General features: G+C 48.3%; 17 protein-coding genes and 1 pseudogene. All 18 read left to right on the forward strand.

What is annotated here, in order from left to right; translation table 11 throughout:
- The coding region (locus tag Q0438_RS08935) for a hypothetical protein (protein WP_299190262.1) at window positions 1-483 on the forward strand (483 nt) is incomplete at its 5' end.
- A gap of 13 nt (window positions 484-496) precedes the next feature.
- Window positions 497-3,088, forward strand: a complete 2,592-nt coding sequence (gene nosZ / locus Q0438_RS08940) for a Sec-dependent nitrous-oxide reductase (protein WP_299190264.1) — start codon at window positions 497-499, stop codon at window positions 3,086-3,088.
- Window positions 3,089-3,130: 42 nt separating this feature from the next.
- Window positions 3,131-3,907, forward strand: a complete 777-nt coding sequence (locus tag Q0438_RS08945; protein WP_299190266.1) for a cytochrome C — start codon at window positions 3,131-3,133, stop codon at window positions 3,905-3,907.
- Window positions 3,904-5,106 (forward strand): nitrous oxide reductase family maturation protein NosD, encoded by a 1,203-nt coding sequence (locus tag Q0438_RS08950; protein WP_299190267.1) that lies wholly within the window; start codon window positions 3,904-3,906, stop codon window positions 5,104-5,106. The genes Q0438_RS08945 and Q0438_RS08950 overlap by 4 nt, the downstream gene beginning before the upstream one ends.
- A complete protein-coding gene (locus tag Q0438_RS08955) occupies window positions 5,103-5,927 on the forward strand; it encodes a 4Fe-4S dicluster domain-containing protein (RefSeq protein ID WP_299190268.1) in 825 nt (274 codons plus the stop codon). The genes Q0438_RS08950 and Q0438_RS08955 overlap by 4 nt, the downstream gene beginning before the upstream one ends.
- Before the next feature lie 127 nt (window positions 5,928-6,054).
- Window positions 6,055-6,135 (forward strand): annotated as a pseudogene (locus tag Q0438_RS11155) (hypothetical protein); the annotation flags it as partial.
- 432 nt (window positions 6,136-6,567) lie between these two features.
- Entirely contained in the window at window positions 6,568-7,017 is a 450-nt protein-coding gene (locus tag Q0438_RS08965; RefSeq protein WP_299190270.1) for a cytochrome C, read from the forward strand.
- Window positions 7,018-7,020: 3 nt separating this feature from the next.
- A complete protein-coding gene (locus Q0438_RS08970) occupies window positions 7,021-7,923 on the forward strand; it encodes a NapH/MauN family ferredoxin-type protein (RefSeq protein WP_299190271.1) in 903 nt (300 codons plus the stop codon).
- Window positions 7,924-7,931: 8 nt separating this feature from the next.
- On the forward strand, window positions 7,932-8,570 hold the full coding sequence (locus tag Q0438_RS08975) for an ABC transporter ATP-binding protein (protein ID WP_297960784.1): 639 nt from the start codon (window positions 7,932-7,934) through the stop codon (window positions 8,568-8,570).
- Window positions 8,554-9,225 (forward strand): hypothetical protein, encoded by a 672-nt coding sequence (locus Q0438_RS08980; protein WP_299190273.1) that lies wholly within the window; start codon window positions 8,554-8,556, stop codon window positions 9,223-9,225. Before Q0438_RS08975 ends, Q0438_RS08980 begins: the two co-directional genes overlap by 17 nt.
- Before the next feature lie 659 nt (window positions 9,226-9,884).
- Complete coding sequence (locus Q0438_RS08985) at window positions 9,885-10,712, forward strand: ABC transporter permease subunit (protein ID WP_005870848.1); 828 nt, start codon at window positions 9,885-9,887, stop codon at window positions 10,710-10,712.
- A complete protein-coding gene (locus Q0438_RS08990) occupies window positions 10,709-11,347 on the forward strand; it encodes a nitrous oxide reductase accessory protein NosL (RefSeq protein ID WP_299190275.1) in 639 nt (212 codons plus the stop codon). The genes Q0438_RS08985 and Q0438_RS08990 overlap by 4 nt, the downstream gene beginning before the upstream one ends.
- A 751-nt stretch (window positions 11,348-12,098) precedes the next feature.
- On the forward strand, window positions 12,099-13,091 hold the full coding sequence (locus Q0438_RS08995; protein ID WP_297943716.1) for an iron ABC transporter permease: 993 nt from the start codon (window positions 12,099-12,101) through the stop codon (window positions 13,089-13,091).
- Window positions 13,084-13,860: an ABC transporter ATP-binding protein gene (locus Q0438_RS09000; protein ID WP_299190277.1), complete on the forward strand. Its 777-nt coding sequence runs from the start codon at window positions 13,084-13,086 to the stop codon at window positions 13,858-13,860. The genes Q0438_RS08995 and Q0438_RS09000 overlap by 8 nt, the downstream gene beginning before the upstream one ends.
- 445 nt (window positions 13,861-14,305) lie before the next feature.
- Window positions 14,306-15,742, forward strand: a complete 1,437-nt coding sequence (locus Q0438_RS09005; RefSeq protein WP_299190279.1) for a DUF4139 domain-containing protein — start codon at window positions 14,306-14,308, stop codon at window positions 15,740-15,742.
- Window positions 15,743-16,131: 389 nt separating this feature from the next.
- Window positions 16,132-16,959 (forward strand): hypothetical protein, encoded by an 828-nt coding sequence (locus tag Q0438_RS09010; protein ID WP_299190281.1) that lies wholly within the window; start codon window positions 16,132-16,134, stop codon window positions 16,957-16,959.
- 49 nt (window positions 16,960-17,008) lie between these two features.
- A complete protein-coding gene (locus Q0438_RS09015) occupies window positions 17,009-17,158 on the forward strand; it encodes a hypothetical protein (protein WP_299190282.1) in 150 nt (49 codons plus the stop codon).
- A partial coding sequence (locus tag Q0438_RS09020; RefSeq protein WP_299190284.1) for a hypothetical protein occupies window positions 17,155-17,908 on the forward strand: 754 nt, incomplete at its 3' end. The genes Q0438_RS09015 and Q0438_RS09020, both read left to right, overlap by 4 nt.

The following is a 17,908-nucleotide window of genomic DNA, read 5'->3' on the forward strand; positions in this document are numbered from 1 at the left end:
GCTTTGATAAATAAAAACGAATTGATTAAATTTGAACCCGCTGTGAGCGAACCGCGTAAAATTTCGCTCGGCTACGGCAGGATAAATGCGCTTAGCTTTAGCGCGGAGGGGCTTTGCCTCGCAGGCTGGAGCAAGAGCGTTCGCTGTTTTGATAAGGATCTAAATTTGATCAAAGAATTTAAACAAAGCTCCATCGGTACGGCTCTTGCGTATTGCGGCAGCGGCGAGACGCTGTATCTGGGCGACATAGACGGAAATTTTATAAATTTAAAAAGCGGTGAGAAAAAGAGCTTGGGCTCTTGGATCAAGGCTATCGTATGCGTAGGAGATACGCAATTTATCGCGACGCGAGATAAAATTTATAAAAATACGAAAAAGGACGTAAAGGAGGAACTGGATTTAAAGAGCGAATTTTTAGCGATGTATGCGGACGGAAATTCCGTCATTGTGATCGACAGATCGGGGAAAATTTACAAATTTTAAGAAAGGAAATTACATGCTTACATGTATCAAACCCGTGCTTTTAGGCTCGGTTTTGTTCGCCGCAAGCGCCCTGTGTGCCGCAGATAGCGAGCTGGAGCGCGTGATGAAGGAGCGAAATTTAAGCGAGAAGGACGTTTTGGCGGCCGCTAAGACCTATCAGCCGACCGGCAGGAAGGACGATTATATGGTGTTTTCATCGGGCGGTCAAAGCGGACAGGTGCTGGTTTACGGCGTACCGTCGATGAGGATCTACAAATATATCGGCGTATTTACTCCGGAGCCTTGGCAGGGATACGGCTTTGACGAGGAGAGTAAGGCGGTTTTAAAAGAGGGTACCATTAATGGCAAACAGATCACCTGGGGCGACACCCACCACCCGAATTTCAGCGAGAAAAACGGCGAGTACGTGGGCGATTATCTCTTTATCAACGACAAGGCAAATCCGCGCTTGGCGGTTATAAATTTAAAAGACTTCGAGACCACTCAAATAGTGGTAAATCCGGTGATTAAAAGCGAACACGGCGGCTCTTTCGTCACGCCTAATACCGAATACGTCATCGAAGCAAGTCAGTATGCAACTCCGCTAGATAATAACTGGCACCCGATCGAGGAGTATCAGGCAGTCTATCGCGGCGCGGTAACGCTATGGAAATTCGACTACGACAAAGGTAGGATCGACGAGAGCAAATCTTTCTCGCTTGAGCTTCCTCCATATATGCAAGATCTAAGCGACGCGGGTAAGGGCGAGAGCTTCGGCTGGGCGTTTACCAACAGCTTCAACTCCGAAATGTACACAGGCGGCATCGAAAAGGGTCTTCCTCCGATGGAAGCGGGTATGAGCCGCAACGACACCGACTACTTGCACGTTTACAACTGGCAAATTTTAGAAAAGCTCGCTCAAGACAGCAAAAACTATAAGGTAGTAAATGGACACCGAGTAATTACTATAGACGCCGCGGTAAAGGCGGGCGCTTTGTTTTTGATCCCAGAGGCAAAATCACCTCACGGCGTCGACGTTAGCCCGGACGGCCGCTACATTATCATCGGCGGTAAACTCGATACCCACGCTAGCGTTTATGATTTCAAAAAGATCAAAGAGCTAATCGATAAGAAGGAATTTACGGGCAAAGACCCATACGGAATTCCGATCCTAGATATGCAAAAGACGCTTCACGGACAAGCAGAACTTGGTCTTGGACCGCTTCATAATACCTTCGATTCGCAAGACGGCATAATCTATACGTCGCTTTACGTCGATAGTCAGATCGTAAAATGGAACTACAAGACGCTCAAGGTTTTAGATAGAATCAACGTCCACTACAATATCGGGCACCTCGATTCTATGGAGGGCAAATCCTCAAAACCGGTCGGCAAATACGTAATCGCGCTGGATAAGCTTTCGATCGATAGATTTAATCCTATCGGGCCGCTTCATCCGCAAAACCATCAGTTAATCGACATCACAGGACCTAAAATGGAGATGCTTTATGATCTTCCTATCGGTCTTGGCGAGCCGCACGACGTCGTTTCGATCGCTGCAAGCAAGCTTCATACCTCGCCTACCTATGCGATGGGTACGAACTCGCGCACCGGCAAGCAGCATCCTGCTATGACGCTAGCGGGTCAAGAGCGCATCGAGCGCGACGGCAAAAACGTAAAAGTCTATGCCACCGCAGTCCGCAGCCATATCAACCCGGAGCACATCGAGGTTAATAAGGACGATAACGTAACGATCTATATGACAAATTTAGAGCGCGCCGAGGACGAAACTCACGGCTTTACGGTCGATAATTACAACGTGCATATGTCGCTTGAGCCGGGCAAGACCGCGAGCGTAAATTTCATCGCGGATCGCGAAGGCGTATTTCCTTTCTACTGCACGGAATTCTGCTCTGCGCTGCACCTTGAGATGTTCGGCTACCTCTACGTAAAAGATCCGAACAAAAAATATGAATCGGCCAAAGCATCTATGCTAAAAGCTCTTAGCCCTGAAGCTCTAAAAGCCGAATACGACAAGGTAGTAGCTACGAATAAAGCCACCGACGACGTCATCCAATCGGTCGTTAAATTCTTAAAAGAGAAGAACTATGAGAAGTATCCTAAGGTCAAGGCTTTAGTCGATGACGCGCTGGATCAATACGGCAAAATTCCCGAGACCAAAGCTAAAGCCGATGCCGCGGTAAAAGCGGGCGATATGAATGGCGCTATACTTTGGGAAGGTCAAGTTTGGCAGTATCTAGTCAAGACCGCAGACGTCGGACTTCGCGCTAAAAACAACCTAATCCGCGAGCTCTCCACTCCTATGAGCGAGGCTGCGTCTAACGGCGAGAAAGCCTATCTGCGCGGAGGCTGCAACGGCTGCCACGTAATCGGTCAAGTAAGCTCAGGCCCTGATCTAACGGGCGTCCTACTCCGTCACGAAAACGGCGAGAAGTGGGTTGCCGATTTCATCAAAGACCCGGCTAAATTCTATGAAGACGACTACGTCAAGGCTATGATAAATTACTTCAACCTCCGTATGCCTAATCAGCATATGAAAGACGAAGAGATCAAAGATATCATCGAATACCTAAAATGGGTCGATGAGAACGCGGGTCTTAATTAGCCCCACTCTCCCCCGCAAGGGGGAGAATTTAAAGGAGATGAAATGCCAAAGTATAAAATTTACGCGATTTTAGCGCTGCTTATTATGACGGTCGCTTTTACCATCCCTACGCTAGGATTTTTCAAAGTCCAAAGCAGAATCGTATCGGGGCAGGTTAGCAGCGTCTCGCAGCTACCTGCATACTCCGCGCCGATATGGAATTTATACACGAAAGCCTCGTATAAAAACCATCTAATCCCTAGCGATGTTAAAAACGATCTGGGCGCGATGCTGGAGCATAAATTTGAAGTCGGCGCCCCTAGCATACCCGTATGGAAAATTTCACTCGAGGCGCCGAACTATCCAAAAGAGGCTTTTCCCGACGGAATTCCGCTCTACGTCCACGTCGACGGGTTTAGCGGTGATATCAGCGAGATGAACACCCTAAATCACTATATCGGAATGTATCCAGTATGGCGCGGAGGCACGCTTGAGCACTCGCTATCGCCGTATTATCTCATAATCGCTACGTTAGGAATGCTTGCGTTTTTATACTACGACGGCAAGGGACAGACCCTACTCATGATACTTCCGATCATTGCGCCGCTTATCTTCATCGGCTGCTACGTGGGCTGGCTCTATTGGTTCGGGCACAACCTGCAAGATTGGGGCGCATTTAAGATCAAACCTTTTATGCCTACGGCATTCGGCGACGGCAGCGTGGCGCATTTTACTACCCATTCATATCCCGCTCTTGGCTTTTGGTTGATGATAGCCCTATCGCTACTATCGGCGCTGGCGCTATTTTCTAAGAAAAAATTTCTACGAGAACATAGATGAAGCTTCTTCTTGTATTCTCGCTCGCCCTAATTCTAGGCGCGGGCGAGCTTCAAGACGCGATCGATAGCGCAAAAGCGGGCGATATTATCGAGCTAGCCGCGGGCGAGTACCACGGCAATATCCTAATCGATAAGCCCCTTACTATCGATGGGCTAGACCGCTCCGCCGTGATCATAGGCGATCGCAACGCAACGGTGATCCGCGTGCGCGCCCCGCATGTTACGATCAAAAATTTAACGATTCAAAACGGAGGCTTCGAGCATCTTAGCGAGGATGCGGGCATCAACGTAAGCGACGTAAACGGCGCAATCATAAAAAATAATCTCATCAAAGACGTGCTCTACGGCGTCGTGCTAAGCAAAGCAAACGACGTAACGATCGAGGGCAACGAAATTTCGAGCAACGCCTACCGCACGAGTTTCAAAGGCGACGGCATCAAGCTTTGGTATTCCAACGCCAATAAAATTTTAAATAACGACGTCCACAATGTCCGCGACACCGTTTTTTACTTCTCAAACGGCAATCTCGTCGCAGGCAATAAAGGCCACAGCTGCCGTTATTCATTGCACTTTATGAACTCCGGGCATAACGTCGTGGAGGATAACTACTACGACGGCAACACCGTGGGATTATTTTTTATGTATTCGAGCGACAATGTCGCCAGGCGTAACGTCGTACGCAACGCAGACGGCGCTTACGGCGTAGGTATCGGTATGAAGGATAGTTCAAATTTTACCATCACCGACAATAAAGTCATCTACAACGCCCGCGGATTTTATCTGGATCAATCTCCGTATCAGCCGGGCAGCACGAATGTTTTTGAGCGTAACGACGTGGAGTATAACAGCATCGGCGTGCAATTCCACGCTACGCAGCTAAAAAGCATCTTTAAAGACAACAAATTTAAAGGCAATATGGAGATCGCGCTAAACGATACGCCCCAATCAAAGCTTTTAGAAAATGAATGGATCGGCAACTACTTCGACGATTACGACGGATTTGACCGCGACGGCGACGGTTACGGCGACGTGAGTTACGCAGCATACGCCTATGCAGATAGGCTTTGGGCGCATAAGCCTAGCGTGCGATTTTTCTACGGCTCCAGTGGGATCGCGCTTTTAAATTTCATCTCCAAGCTAGCTCCGTTTTCAGAGCCCGAGCTACTACTGAAAGATCCAAAACCTAGGATGAAGCAATGATAAAGGATAGACGCGAAACGATAAGACTACTTGGCGGAGCGCTTGGGGCGCTAGGGGCAGCGAGCTTGTTTGCGGATGAGAATTCCACAAATTCCGTAAATTTTACGGGCGGCGAAGCGCAGAATTCCAGCGCGTCAAATTCCGTAAATTCTGCGAGGCAAAATTCCGCGCCGAATTCCATAAAGCAAAATTCCGCAAAAAATTCTAGCGGGAATTCCGCCTCTTTATATCTGCGTCCGCCCGGAGCGCTGGCGGAGCGTGGCTTCCGCAGTAGCTGTATCAAGTGCGGCCAATGCGTGCAGGTCTGCCCCTATCACAGCATCTATCTGCTGGATATTACCCATCTTTTTGACATCGGTACCCCGGTCATCGACGCCAAAGAGCGAGGCTGCTATCTTTGCGGCGCGCTTCCTTGCGTGCTCGCCTGTCCAAGCGGCGCGCTCAGTCACGAGACCAACGAGCCTAAAAAGGTTGCGATGGGTATCGCCGTGATTAAAAATTTAGACGCCTGTTTGGCGTATCGCGGGCAAACTTTAAAATCTAGCGATCTGCGCTTAAAGCCCGCCAAGACCGAGCAGGAGCGCGAGCTAAACTCCGCGCTGGCGGCCAAAGAGGGCAAGCCCTGCGATCTGTGCGCGTCGCTGTGCCCTTACCCGCAGCCGCTTGAAGCTATTGCGATGATAAAGGCGAATGAACATTTCGCCCCGCAGATCCGTAGCGCTTGCGTCGGCTGCGGTGCGTGCGCCGAGCTCTGCCCCGCGCGTATCATCGAGATACTCCCGCGGGCGGATTATAAATCAGTCTATGAAGGAAAACAATGAAAAGTTCCATTAAATTCTACATCTGCTCGCTAGCTGCGGCGCTTTTGCTGTGCGGCTGCGGAGATGACGGCGATTCAAGCTCCACCGCTGCAAATTCCGCAGGGCAGAATTCCGTTTCGCAAGGCTCCGTAGGGCAAAATTCTGCGGATCAGAATTCCGCGAGTGTGAATTCCGCATCGCAGAGCGCGGAGCAAAGCTCCGCCGCTAGAGCTCGCATCACCGTCAAAAGCGGCGAAGCGCCAAAGCGGGACGACAAGTTCGTAAGCTACGATTTTTATGGCGAGCGAATGGTAAATTTTAATCTAAACGGCGACGTGAATGAAACAACCAAAAATATCGTGGCGTATTCAAGCATCAAAAACCAATACGAAAAGCTAAATTTCGACCTGATGAAAAAGCGCCTGGGCAGGGACTTTATCCTGCGCTGCTCGGCGTGCCACGACGACTATGCCAACGGCATCATCGGTCCTTCGCTTCTGGATAAAACCGACGCGCAGATCGTGGATATGATTAAAAAGTATAAATTTAAAGAAAAACCCAATCCTCTTATGGTGCAGCTCGTAAACGGCATGAGCGAGCAGCAGATAGAGACGATGGCGAAAGAAATTTACGAGTTCAATCAACAATTTAAGGAGCAGAAATGAAACCGGGTAAAATTTTAGCTTTAATTCTGGGTGTAGCGCTGATCGCGCTGATGATCTTTATGGCAAGCTCTGGTGGCTCCGGCGCGCCGAAACAGGAGCAGGCTAAGCCGCAGGCGCAAACAAAACCAGCGCCGCAGAGCAAAAGCGTTGATCTCATCGACGATAAGGACGTAAAAAATATTAAAATTTTAGAGCAGAGCGTCAAAGAGCGCGACTTTGAGGTAAGCAGCTCATATCTGGTAAGCTGTGCGCCTTGCCACGGCGACGACGGACGCGGCAAGATCGCTCCGCCGATCGGCGGCAAGAGCAAGGATCAAATTTTAGCAAGCCTCAAAGATTATAAAGCGGGCAAGATCAAAAACAGCCTGATGAGCGGACTTTTAACCAACGTAAGCGACGAGAGCCTAGATAAGCTCGCGGATGAAATTTCAAAATTTAAAGAGTAAGTCTTGGATAAATATAATTCGCGATGCACGATCAAAAATACGAGCTTTTTCTCGACCTTTGCGCTTAAAAACAGAAGCGGCAAACTGCGCCCCAGCATTCGGGCGCTGCGCTACGCCACGGTATTTTTGGTACATCTGCTTTTCGTGCTTTCCTTTCGCGCCGATATTCAAATTTTAGAAGGCGACATCAGCGGCTCGCGGATACTTGGCTTTCACTTAGCAGATCCCTTTGCCACCCTTGAGGTGATCGCCGCGCACAAGGATCTGCCGATAAATCTACTTATCGGCTCGGGCACCATTTTGCTGTTTTACTTCATCGCGGGCGGCAAGGCGTTTTGCTCGTGGATCTGTCCTTACGGAGCGCTTAGCGAGATCGGCGAAAAGCTGCATAATACGCTAATTACTAAGCACGTCATCAAAGAGCGCTCATTGCCGCGCGGTATGCGATATGCGATCTGGGCGGTGTTTTTACTGCTAAGCGCGATTACGGATCTACTCGTTTTTGAAATTTTTAACGTCGTGGGAATTTTATCGCGCCTCATCATCTACGGCTTCTCGCTGGCGGGGCTTTGGATCGTTTTTGTGTTTTTACTCGAAGTATTTTTTAGCAGGCGGATGTGGTGCACGCACCTATGCCCGCTAGGCAGCACCTATTCGCTTGCGGCGAAAGCGAGCCTTAGCAAGATTACTTGGGATAAAAGCAGGTGCGATCACTGCGGCGTTTGCCAAGACGTCTGCTTCGTCTCGCACGTGCTAGACATCACCAAAAAAAAGGCGTCCGAAAACCTGGGCGATAAGAGCAAATTTATGCTAAAAGGGATCGACTGCACGCTATGCGGACGCTGTATCGACGTGTGTCATCAAGACGCACTCGGTATCGGCAATAAGCTAAAAGATATGATCTAAGGAAGCCCATGATAGAGATTAAAAACGTAAGCAAGAAATTCGGAGATCAATTCGTTTTAAAAGATATCGATCTAAATATCGCGGACGGCGAGCAGGTGCTTTTCGTCGGGCAAAACGGCGCAGGCAAAAGCTCGCTGATGCGGACGATTTTAGGCGAATACATACCCACAAGCGGCAGCGTCGCTATCGACGGATTTGATTCGTTTAAACAGCGTAGCCGCGCACTACGCGGTATCAGCTTCGTGCCGCAAACCCCGCCGCCGCTTAAGCTGAGCCTAAATGAGCTCATCTACTTCGCCGAGCGTACAGCCGACGCAAGCAGAGCGGATATAGTAAAATTTTGCGACGAAATGGAGCTTGATCTGAGTTCAAATTTAAACAAACCCTTTCATAAGCTATCCGGCGGTATGAAGCAAAAATTTTTAATTGCGCTAGCATTCGGCAGAGCTAGCAAGGCGATGATTTTCGACGAACCGACCGCCAATCTCGATCCGAGCGCGCGTGAGCGTTTTAAGACGCTTTTGCACAACCACGCAAAAGACAAAAGCTTGATCTTTATCTCGCATAGGCTCGAGGAAGTGGGAGGACTGGTAAAAAGAATGATTTCAATGGATCTAGGGAGGATCGTAGATGACAAAAATGTTTAGAGCTTTACTTTACGCACTTGTTGCGCTTACGTTTTTAGGCTGCGGCGACGAGAAGGACTACGGCAACGTGCATTACGACAGAGACGTGTGCGAGCACTGCCAGATGGCGATCAGCGACAACCGCTTCAGCGTCGATGTACGCGTGGACGGCAAAAACCACTACTTCGACGACATCGGCTGCTTGGTGGATTTTATGGTTACCAACGACAAACTAAGCTGGCTGAAAGACGCCAAAATTTACATCAATGACGCTAGCGGTAACGGCGAGTTTATCGACGCACGCACGGCGCATTTTTACAAGGGCTTTAAAACCCCTATGTCGTTTGGCTGGGGCGCGTTTAAAAACAAGCAAGAGGGCAAGCAAGACTTCAACTTCGATCAAGTAGTCGCGGCGCTTAAAGCAGGCGGCGGCTCGCACGGTATGGGAATGGGCGATATGGGTCGCGATGCGCACGGCAATATGGGAAGTATGCACGGTCATGGAGATATGGGCGGCATGAAAGACCCTCACTCTGCGGAGCACGGCATGAGCGAGCCTAAGCATGATATGGGCGGCGGCGATGCGGGCAGCACGGCACATCCTCAAGGCGAGCCGCACGATATGCACGAAAGCGGCGGTGCGGCGCACGGTATGCCTTCAGGGCACTCGCATTAAGGACGCTTTGGCTAAGACGAAATTTTAAGAGGCTTCGTTTTACGCTAAATTTAAAGCGTAAAATTTTATCGCACCGCCGTAAACGAGAGCAGACGAGATGAAATTTTACTTTGCAACTTCGGCGCGAGGCAAAGTTTGGCGCCCAACGGTAGTGAAATTTATCTCGCGATACGGCTAAATTTAACGTACGGCGCGAGATTTCGTTCTGCCGAATTAAAATTTACATGGACGCGCTAGCTTAAAATTTCGCCGTAAATTTAAAATTTATCCGGTGCGGAATTTGTCGCTTCGGGATTTTTAGAATTTAAAATTTTATGCCGCGGAATACGCCCCGTTTTTGAAATTTTACGAAGCTAAAATTTAAGCGTTCCACAAAACGGCTAAATTTTAAAACTGCGGCGTAATGACGGATAACAGGCGGCAAACGACGCGCTGTTTGAGTGCGCCGTAGGCTCGGACTCTAAATTTAAAATTTATGCGCGAGCTGAAGTCGCACGCTGCGGATAAAATTTTTGCCGCCCGTTTAAACGCTCGGCAAGCGAAATTTAAGGCTGCAAAATCCGCGCCGCAAAACGAGGCTAAAATTTAAAGACGGGCGCATTTAAGCCGCGCGAGAAATCTAAATTTAAAGCGCGCCGAGGCGCAAAAAAGGAAAAAGAATGAAAAATTTACTCACCATCGCCGCTTTGGATATCAAAGAATCCTTCCGCTCGCGCTGGTTTTTGCTCTATCTGCTGATCTTTAGCGGGCTCGTGGCGGCGTTTTTTATCACGGGGGTGACCGACTCGCGCGTACTCGGTTTTAGCGGGCTTTCGCGACTGCTGCTGCTGTTTATTCAGATCTGCATCATCATCCTGCCCGTCTTCGTGCTCGTCACCACCAGCAAGGCGATCCTAGCCGATCGCGACCTAAATATCTTAGAATACCTGCTAAGCTTTCCGATCTCGCAGGCGCAGTATTATTACGGCAAGGCGCTGGGAAGGCTGTTTGGAGTGTTCGTACCGATATTTTTGTCGCTGCTGCTTGCGATCGTTTGGGGCGCGATCAAAGGCACGGGCATTCCGTGGGCGATCTGCCTGCTTTATACGGGGCTGCTTTTTAGCTTATGCGCGGCGTTTTTAGGGATCGCATTTTTGATCTGCGCCGTCTCAAAAAGCCAAGAGATGGGGCTTGGGCTCGCGTTTTTCGTCTGGCTTTTCTGCCTTGCGTTTTTGGATCTCGTGCTGATCGGACTGCTCGCAAAAACGGGCGTGAACGAAAATCTGATCTTTGCGATCGCCCTAGCAAACCCGATGGAGGACTTCCGCATCGCCGCTATCAGCCTGTTTGATCCCGATCTTGCGGTTATTGGTACGACGGCGTATTTTATCCTAGATCACTTCGGGCGCGGGCTTTTCATCGCCTTTTCGCTGCTCTATCCGATCGCTCTGGGCGCGGCAAGCCTGATTTTGGGCTATTTTATCTTTAGATCGAAGGATTTAGCGTGAAATTTCCACTCATTTTGGCGGCATTTATAGCGCTTTGCGGTGCAGCTGAGATACAAAATTCCGCGGCTCAAAGCTCTGGTTCGGCGCAAAATTTAGGTACGCCCAATAGTACAGACTCCGGCTCGGCACAAAATTTCAAATCTGCGCACGAGCCTGCGTGGCTTAAAGACGTAAATCTTACCTGCGCCAAATACGGCATCGATACTAGCGCGCACCCTGAATTTCGCGCCTATGCAAGGCTCAAAGACGGCAGCGCGCTAGCGTTTGCTTCGCCCAAGGCGATGTTTGCATATTTTTTCGAGGGCGAAAATTTGAGCGGCAATAAAGGTGGGGCTTCCGCTGGAGCGAATTCCGCGAGCAAAAATCCCGCTAACGGCAATTTCGGCGAGGCAAATCCAACGGGCGCAAATTTCAGCGGCGCGGAGCTTTACGTCACCGATTACGCAAGCGGCGAAATTTTGCGGGCGCAGGACGCGTTTTATGTTTTCGGTAGCGTGCTGCAAAGCGCCAGAGGCGACGATCTCATCACGTTTGCGAGACTGCGCGATGCACAGGACTTTATGCGCGAGAAAAAGGGACATAAAATTTTGCAGTTTCGCGAAATTTCCGCCAGGCTGATCGATTATTTAAGATAGACTATAGCGTTAAATTTAAATAGTTCGCAAAGCTGCGGGGCTAAAATTTTACACTTTGCGGATGGCGCTAAATTTAAACAAAGCTCGCTCCGCTCGGATTTTACTTTTTATGGATCGCTAAATTTATAAAACTCACGGGGTTAAATTTAGTTTTTCGCATAAGCACTTGTTTGTAAAAAACGTTAAATTTCAGCTACTTGCAATGACGGCGTAGCGCAACCGCGGTCTTTCGAAAGCCGTGCCGTCAAAATTTACGATCTTAAATTTGCAGCGCTAAATTTTACGGCGCTATATTCCCAGCCCAAATTTCGCGACTAGCTCGCGGAAGATGCGGCTTTCCCCCCTTATCTCGGCGCTTGCGCCGTCTTTGCTCTGAAGCGTCCGCCTTTTTCCTAAATGCGCGCCCAACCCCTCCGCCGGCGCCATCCTGCTGCGCGCTTTGCCGTAAAAATTCGAGCGCCGAAACCCCTTATAATTTGCTATGTTGTATCAATATATTTTAATTTGATTTGCGCTAAAATCGCGCCTAGGCTTAAAGCTCATTTACAAAAATAAATTTTGCGCGATTTGCGGCTATTTGCGCTTTTATCGGCAAGGCAAGCAGCGCAAAAGCGGCTCAAGCGATGCCGTAAGCCTTTCGCCTACGAGCCGGAAGGCGGAATTTAAAGCGGAATTTTAAGCAGGTTTCAACGAGGCAAAATTTCAAAGATTAAATTTAAGGCAAAAGATAAAATTTAAAGCAAGGGAAGGTATGAAAAATTTTAAATTTATGCTCGTGCTGCTGATACTGGCGACGATTGCGACTATTGCGATATCGCTTTGTATAGGGCGCTTCGGCCTAAGCATCACCGAGGTGCTAAAAGCGCTTAGCGGCGGCGAAGTAGCGCAAAACGTCCATAACGTCGTCATGCAGGTGCGCTTGCCGCGTATCATCGCCGCAGTGCTCGTGGGCGCGGCGCTGGGCATCAGCGGCACGGCTTATCAGGGCGTCTTTAAAAACCAGCTCGTCTCGCCCGATCTCTTAGGCGTTAGCGCCGGAGCTTGCGTGGGCGCGGCGATCGCGATCCTGCTTGATCTAAATATCCTTTTGATCCAGCTTTTCGCTTTCGTTTTCGGGCTCGCGGCGGTTTGCATTACGCTTCTGATCACGCGCGCGCTGCGTTCCAGCGCCACCATAATGCTCGTGCTTGCGGGCATCATCGTAAGCGGTCTGATGGGCGCGCTGATCGGATTTTTAAAATTTATGGCGGATCCCGAGACGAAGCTTGCCGACATCGTTTATTGGCAGCTAGGAAGCCTCGCGAAAGTCGATCCTAGCGTACTAGCGATGATAGCGCCGGTGATGGGGGTTTGTATCGCTATCTTGGTGCTGATGAGCTACCGCATAAACGTCCTATCTATGGGCGATGCGACCGCGGCGAAGCTCGGCGTAAACGTCGTGCTGGAGCGGGGCATCATCATCGTCTGCGCGACGCTGCTAACCGCAAGCAGCGTGTGTATCAGCGGCATAGTCGCGTGGGTGGGGCTTTTGATGCCGCATCTAACGCGCATGATCGTGGGCGTTAGCAATACCAAGGCTATCCCTGCGAGCATATTTTTAAGCGCGATCTTCGTACTCATCGTAGATGACGTAGCGCGCAGTATAAATCAAAGCGAGATCCCGTTAGGGGTGCTTACGGGCTTTATCGGCACGCTATTTTTTATATTCATCCTGCTTAAAAACAAAAGGAAGCTAAATGGTTAGGGTTGAGAGCTTAGACTTCGGCTACGTAAAATCCGCTCCTCTGACGCTGCACGACGTAAATTTACACCTCGAAGCGGGCGCGATGCTGACGATTTTGGGGCAAAACGGCGCGGGCAAATCGACGCTTTTAAATTTAATCAGCGGCACGCTTGAGCCCCTGCGCGGTAAAATTTCAATCGACGGCAAGGATATGACGAGCCTCAGCGCCAAAGGGCGTGCCGAGATCATCGGCTACGTCTCGCAAAGCGAGGTCTGTGAGTACGATTACAGCGTCTTTGAGTACGTTCTGATGGGGCGCACGGCGCATATCGGGATCTTTTCGCAGCCGAGCGAAAACGACTACAAGCTCGCGCAGCGCTACATGAAAATGCTTGAAATTTGGCACCTAAAAGACAAGATCATCACGCGCCTAAGCGGCGGTCAGAGACAGATGGCGTCTATCGCACGCGCCCTTTGCAGCGAGCCTAAGATCGTGATTTTCGACGAGCCCACCTCGGCGTTAGACTTTGCCAACCAATACAAATTCCTCCGCGCCACGAAGGAGCTTTTAAAAAACGGCTACACCGTCGTTTTAGCCACGCACAATCCGGACTTCGCGCTGCTTTTGGGCGGATACGTCGCGCTCGTAAAAGGCGGCGGCGAGGTTGCATACGGCAAAGCGGAGCAGATCATAAAGAGCGAAATTTTAAGCAAACTATACGATCTGAAGCTCGACGTCAGCTACAACGAAAAGGTCGGCAGGGTGTGTTGCTTGACGTATCCGTTTTGATCTTGACTTCTCGCGGCGGCTTAGCCGCCGCTGCGAGCGGGGCTCTGCCCCGCACCCCGCTAAAGTTACGGCAGGTTAACGCCTGCATTTTTATCGGTTTAACTCCTTGCGACAGCCAAGCCGCCGCTGCGATGAGGAGCTTCACTATTTTTCTCGCGAAGGCTAGGAAGCGCCCCGCGCTTCCTTCGCATTGCTTCGCTCGCCTAAAGTTTAAGAAATTGTGCTACGCAAAATTTTAAAATTTATCGGTTTAGTCGCGATAGTGAAAGTGTTTGCAGGCGCTAGCAGCGATAAAATTTTAGCGCCCGCGGCGGAGTTTTTACGGCGACGAAATTTTAAAATTTCAAAGCGGGCGGTGGGGTCGGATTTTAAAATTTGCTCCGAATTTTAAGCATAAAAATCAAAATTTATCGTTACAATTACGTAAAATTTTTAAGGAGCAAAAATGAAAAAAATAGTTCTTTTAAGCGCAGCTGCGGCGCTTGCCGTAAATTTGAGCGCGCAGGAGAATAGCCTTGAGATCTACGCGAACTCCGCCTTCTTGCACCAAAACTTCGGCGCGCAAAAATCAAACTTCAGCGTGAACGTGCCGGAGTACTTGGATATCCGTAGCATCGAGATAGCGGGCTCTTGCGAAGTGCGCGAATTGTCTTTGGAGGAGAGCGAGCCTGTGAAAAACGCGGAATTCGCCAAAAAAGAGGCGGACGAAAAGAGCTTGCGCGAGCTAAACGACCGCCTGGTCGCGCTTAAGGCGCAGCAGCGCTTTTTAAGCGATTTTGCGAGCTTAAAAGATAGAAGTTTGGCAAGCCTAAAGGCGGATTCGCAAAAAATTTACGACGAGGTCTTGCTCGTAACGGGCGAAATTTCAGAAACGGACGAGCAAATCGGAAAGCTCAAAGAGAAAATTTCAAAATACCGGATCAAAAACGAGCGCCGCTTAAACGCGAACTTTGGCTGCGATCCGAGCTTCGTTAAGATCAATTACCCCGTTGACGTAAGCGCCTACACGCACAACGAGCTCTCTGCCGATCTTGCTAGCGGCAAAATCGAAGTCGCGCAAAAGCTCTCGGTGCAAAATCCGCTAAACGCCGAGCTAGCGAATTTGACGATCGCGCTGTATCCTTACGAGTACTCCTCGCAGACCGCGCCGCAGCCCTTTTACCCGTGGTACGAGGGCGAGCCTGCAAAGCCGGCGCCCGCGGCGGCTTATAAAAAGGATGTGATGCTAGAGGTGGCGGATATGCAGAGGGCGCCTGCGGCGGAGGCTAGATCGTCGTATGCAAGGACGGGCTCGAATATCGAAAGCTCACTCTCAAAGGTGTGGAAAATTAGCGGCGTGAGCCTAAAAGCGGGTGAGGCCGGCGAGTTCAGCTTCGATAAACAGAGTCTGGATGCGAAATTTGATCTGCTCATCGACGGCTACGGCAGCGAGGCGGCCTACGTGCGGGCTAAATTTAGCCCCGAAAGAAGCATAGAGGAGAGCGAAACGCTAATAAAGCTCGACGGCGTGCAGATCGGGCTCGTGCATCTAGGCTTTGCCGCAAACTCCGAGGCTACGGCATATCTGGGTAAAAATAGCCTGATCGAAGTCAAAAAAGAGCAGGCGAACAACTTCACGAAAAACTCCTTTTTCGGCGGCGAAAGTAAAAATTCCATGGCTTGGGATTACGAGATCAAAAATAGCTCCAAGCGCGCGTGGAACGTGGTTTTGCAAGAGCGAGCGCCCGTTTCGACGCATGAAGACGTAAAGGTCGCGCTGAAAAACTCGCCCGAGCAGAGCAGCCTCGGCAAGGACGGACTACTTAGCTGGGACTTTGAGCTAAAGCCGGGCGAGAGTAAAAAGATCCACTTCGGCTACGAGCTAAGCAAGCCGAAGAAGTAACGAGCTTTAGCGCGGCGCGGTTAAATTTTGCGCAGCGAAGTAGCTTTTGCGGTGCGGTTAAATTTTGCGGGCGTAAAACTAAGGCGCGGCTTTAGAATTTATCTGAAATTTTTGGCGCCGCACCGCTGAATTTTACGCGCCGTGCCTGGGAAAATTTAAGCGTCGCGAGAACCAAAAATTTAAATGTTGCGGCGATTTAAAATTGGCTAGCGCGAGATATAAAATTTAGCGATGCAAAGAGGTTTTGGCGCGGGTAGAAAAACTTTGAGCGTCGCTAAAATTTATCTCAAATTTAGAAAGGTCGGGGCGATGAATGCGGAGCGAAAGTATAAATTTAATGAGGCAGTGAGGTATGCGTTTGCTTCGCTGGCGGCGCCTAAAGGATTGTAATGAAATTTGGCAAACTTAAATTTAAAATCCTAGCCGCGGCGCTACTTTTCTGCGCCGTATTTATCCGTATAATCCCCGATTATTCAACTTCACGAGGCTTTGCTTTAGTTACTATTTTTGACTACAACAAATACAAGCAAGGATACTGCCTAAAAGAGAATAGAGCTTTAAGCAACGAAGAATTGCTTCAAAATGCCGCTATAAATTATTTTAAAAGATATTACGACTATGAAATTTTGCGAAATACCATTATCGATGAGCACGATATAAAAAATTTCGGCCATAGTTTTTATACGGCACACATCTCCAAGCTCTATCTAATCGGCGATTTTAATGAAGAAAACTGGTTTGATTTTTTGGTTGAAAATACCGACAGAAAGAGTTTTGATTATGAGATAAAAGACAAGACGCAAATAGATATCTCCGATCTATCCAAATACTTTGTGTATAAGGATGAAATTTTAGGCTTTAAAAAGCCTATCATCTTATCCGAAGAGAAAAATCCGCTTCATGGTGGAAAAATGTTTTTAGAAAAATCGTTTTTAATAAAAGAGAATAAATTTTTTGTGAATTATGCCAGACCTGGTTATATAAGTTGGTATATCGAGCTTAACAATAAAGAAGATTTAACAAAAATCAAAAGCAAAGAAAATTTAATGCGAATAAAAAACGGATATGAGAGTTTAGAAAACTTTAACGAAGTCTTGGCTTATACTCATATGAAGCATTTGCGACGTAAATTCTCATACGATAATTGCGGAAATATAGATTTTGATATCAAAGCCCCGGCGGAACAGGAACTGGATATGTGGATTCACGGCGGATAAAGTTAGTCGAAATTTTATCTTAACGAATGTAACCGAAAAAGGATAAGAGATGAGCAAAAAAGAAACTGATCTAAGATTAGACTTAGAGGGTAATTACGGAGCCGATATATTGAGTTATTATTTGTGGGGAAAGAAAACTCCTCCTGGTCCGAAAGAATTAGCCTCTAACGAATGGATGGATAGAAAAGAAACGATATGAAATTTTATAAATCCGCTAAATTTAAAGTCGCGATAGGCACGCTACTTCTGGCGGCGATACTCTGTGCTGCATTTGTCCGTATAATCCCTGATTATTCCACCTCACGAGGCTTCGCCGTCGTTTCCCTCCCTGATTACAATAAATACAAGCAGGGATACTGCCTCAAAGAGGATAGAATTTTACCCAAAGAGGAGCTGTATAAAAAAGTAGCAGGGGCATATTTGGACTATGACGTAAAGTTATATTGGATGATTGATGATTATAGGTTAAAAACCTTCGGTAGATTTTGGTCCAGTAAATACGAGGTTGCATACTATGAACTAGAAAATATAAATTTATCGAATTGTTTTGAAGTATTAGAAAAATATTATCAAGAGGGAAAAACGACCGAGCAGATACTGATGAAAGAGTTAAAGGCTAAAAAAACCGATCCAAAGAAATATCTAAAAATAAATTTAAAAGATACGAGCGTTGGATTTGACAGACCGATAGTTAGGGTTGACGGCGACGATAAAGCTATTGCTGGCACTTTGTTTCTTGATAAATTTGCTATATTTAACGGTAATTATATGCAATTTAACCATTCGGAGTATATTTATGACTTGGTAACAAATTTTGACATCACTAGAGAATACTATAAAAAGAGAAAAAATGCCGTAGTTGGTATCGGAAAAGGGTTTAAATTTGATAACTGCGGCAATATAAATTATCCGCTGGAAGAATATTATTTGGGCGGTAGAGATATAGAGA

The sequence above is a fragment of the uncultured Campylobacter sp. genome (assembly GCF_938030785.1).
In the GTDB taxonomy this organism is placed as follows: Bacteria; Campylobacterota; Campylobacteria; order Campylobacterales; family Campylobacteraceae; genus Campylobacter_B.

Excerpts from the sequence above, each read along its gene's own strand:
- nosZ (WP_299190264.1), top strand. The coding sequence starts at position 497 with ATGCTTACATGTATCAAACCCGTGCTTTTAGGCTCGGTTTTGTTCGCC.
- Q0438_RS08945 (WP_299190266.1), top strand. The coding sequence starts at position 3,131 with ATGCCAAAGTATAAAATTTACGCGATTTTAGCGCTGCTTATTATGACG.
- Q0438_RS08950 (WP_299190267.1), top strand. The coding sequence starts at position 3,904 with ATGAAGCTTCTTCTTGTATTCTCGCTCGCCCTAATTCTAGGCGCGGGC.
- Q0438_RS08955 (WP_299190268.1), top strand. The coding sequence starts at position 5,103 with ATGATAAAGGATAGACGCGAAACGATAAGACTACTTGGCGGAGCGCTT.
- Q0438_RS08965 (WP_299190270.1), top strand. The coding sequence starts at position 6,568 with ATGAAACCGGGTAAAATTTTAGCTTTAATTCTGGGTGTAGCGCTGATC.
- Q0438_RS08975 (WP_297960784.1), top strand. The coding sequence starts at position 7,932 with ATGATAGAGATTAAAAACGTAAGCAAGAAATTCGGAGATCAATTCGTT.
- Q0438_RS08980 (WP_299190273.1), top strand. The coding sequence starts at position 8,554 with ATGACAAAAATGTTTAGAGCTTTACTTTACGCACTTGTTGCGCTTACG.
- Q0438_RS08985 (WP_005870848.1), top strand. The coding sequence starts at position 9,885 with ATGAAAAATTTACTCACCATCGCCGCTTTGGATATCAAAGAATCCTTC.
- Q0438_RS08995 (WP_297943716.1), top strand. The coding sequence starts at position 12,099 with ATGAAAAATTTTAAATTTATGCTCGTGCTGCTGATACTGGCGACGATT.
- Q0438_RS09000 (WP_299190277.1), top strand. The coding sequence starts at position 13,084 with ATGGTTAGGGTTGAGAGCTTAGACTTCGGCTACGTAAAATCCGCTCCT.
- Q0438_RS09005 (WP_299190279.1), top strand. The coding sequence starts at position 14,306 with ATGAAAAAAATAGTTCTTTTAAGCGCAGCTGCGGCGCTTGCCGTAAAT.
- Q0438_RS09010 (WP_299190281.1), top strand. The coding sequence starts at position 16,132 with ATGAAATTTGGCAAACTTAAATTTAAAATCCTAGCCGCGGCGCTACTT.
- Q0438_RS09015 (WP_299190282.1), top strand. The coding sequence starts at position 17,009 with ATGAGCAAAAAAGAAACTGATCTAAGATTAGACTTAGAGGGTAATTAC.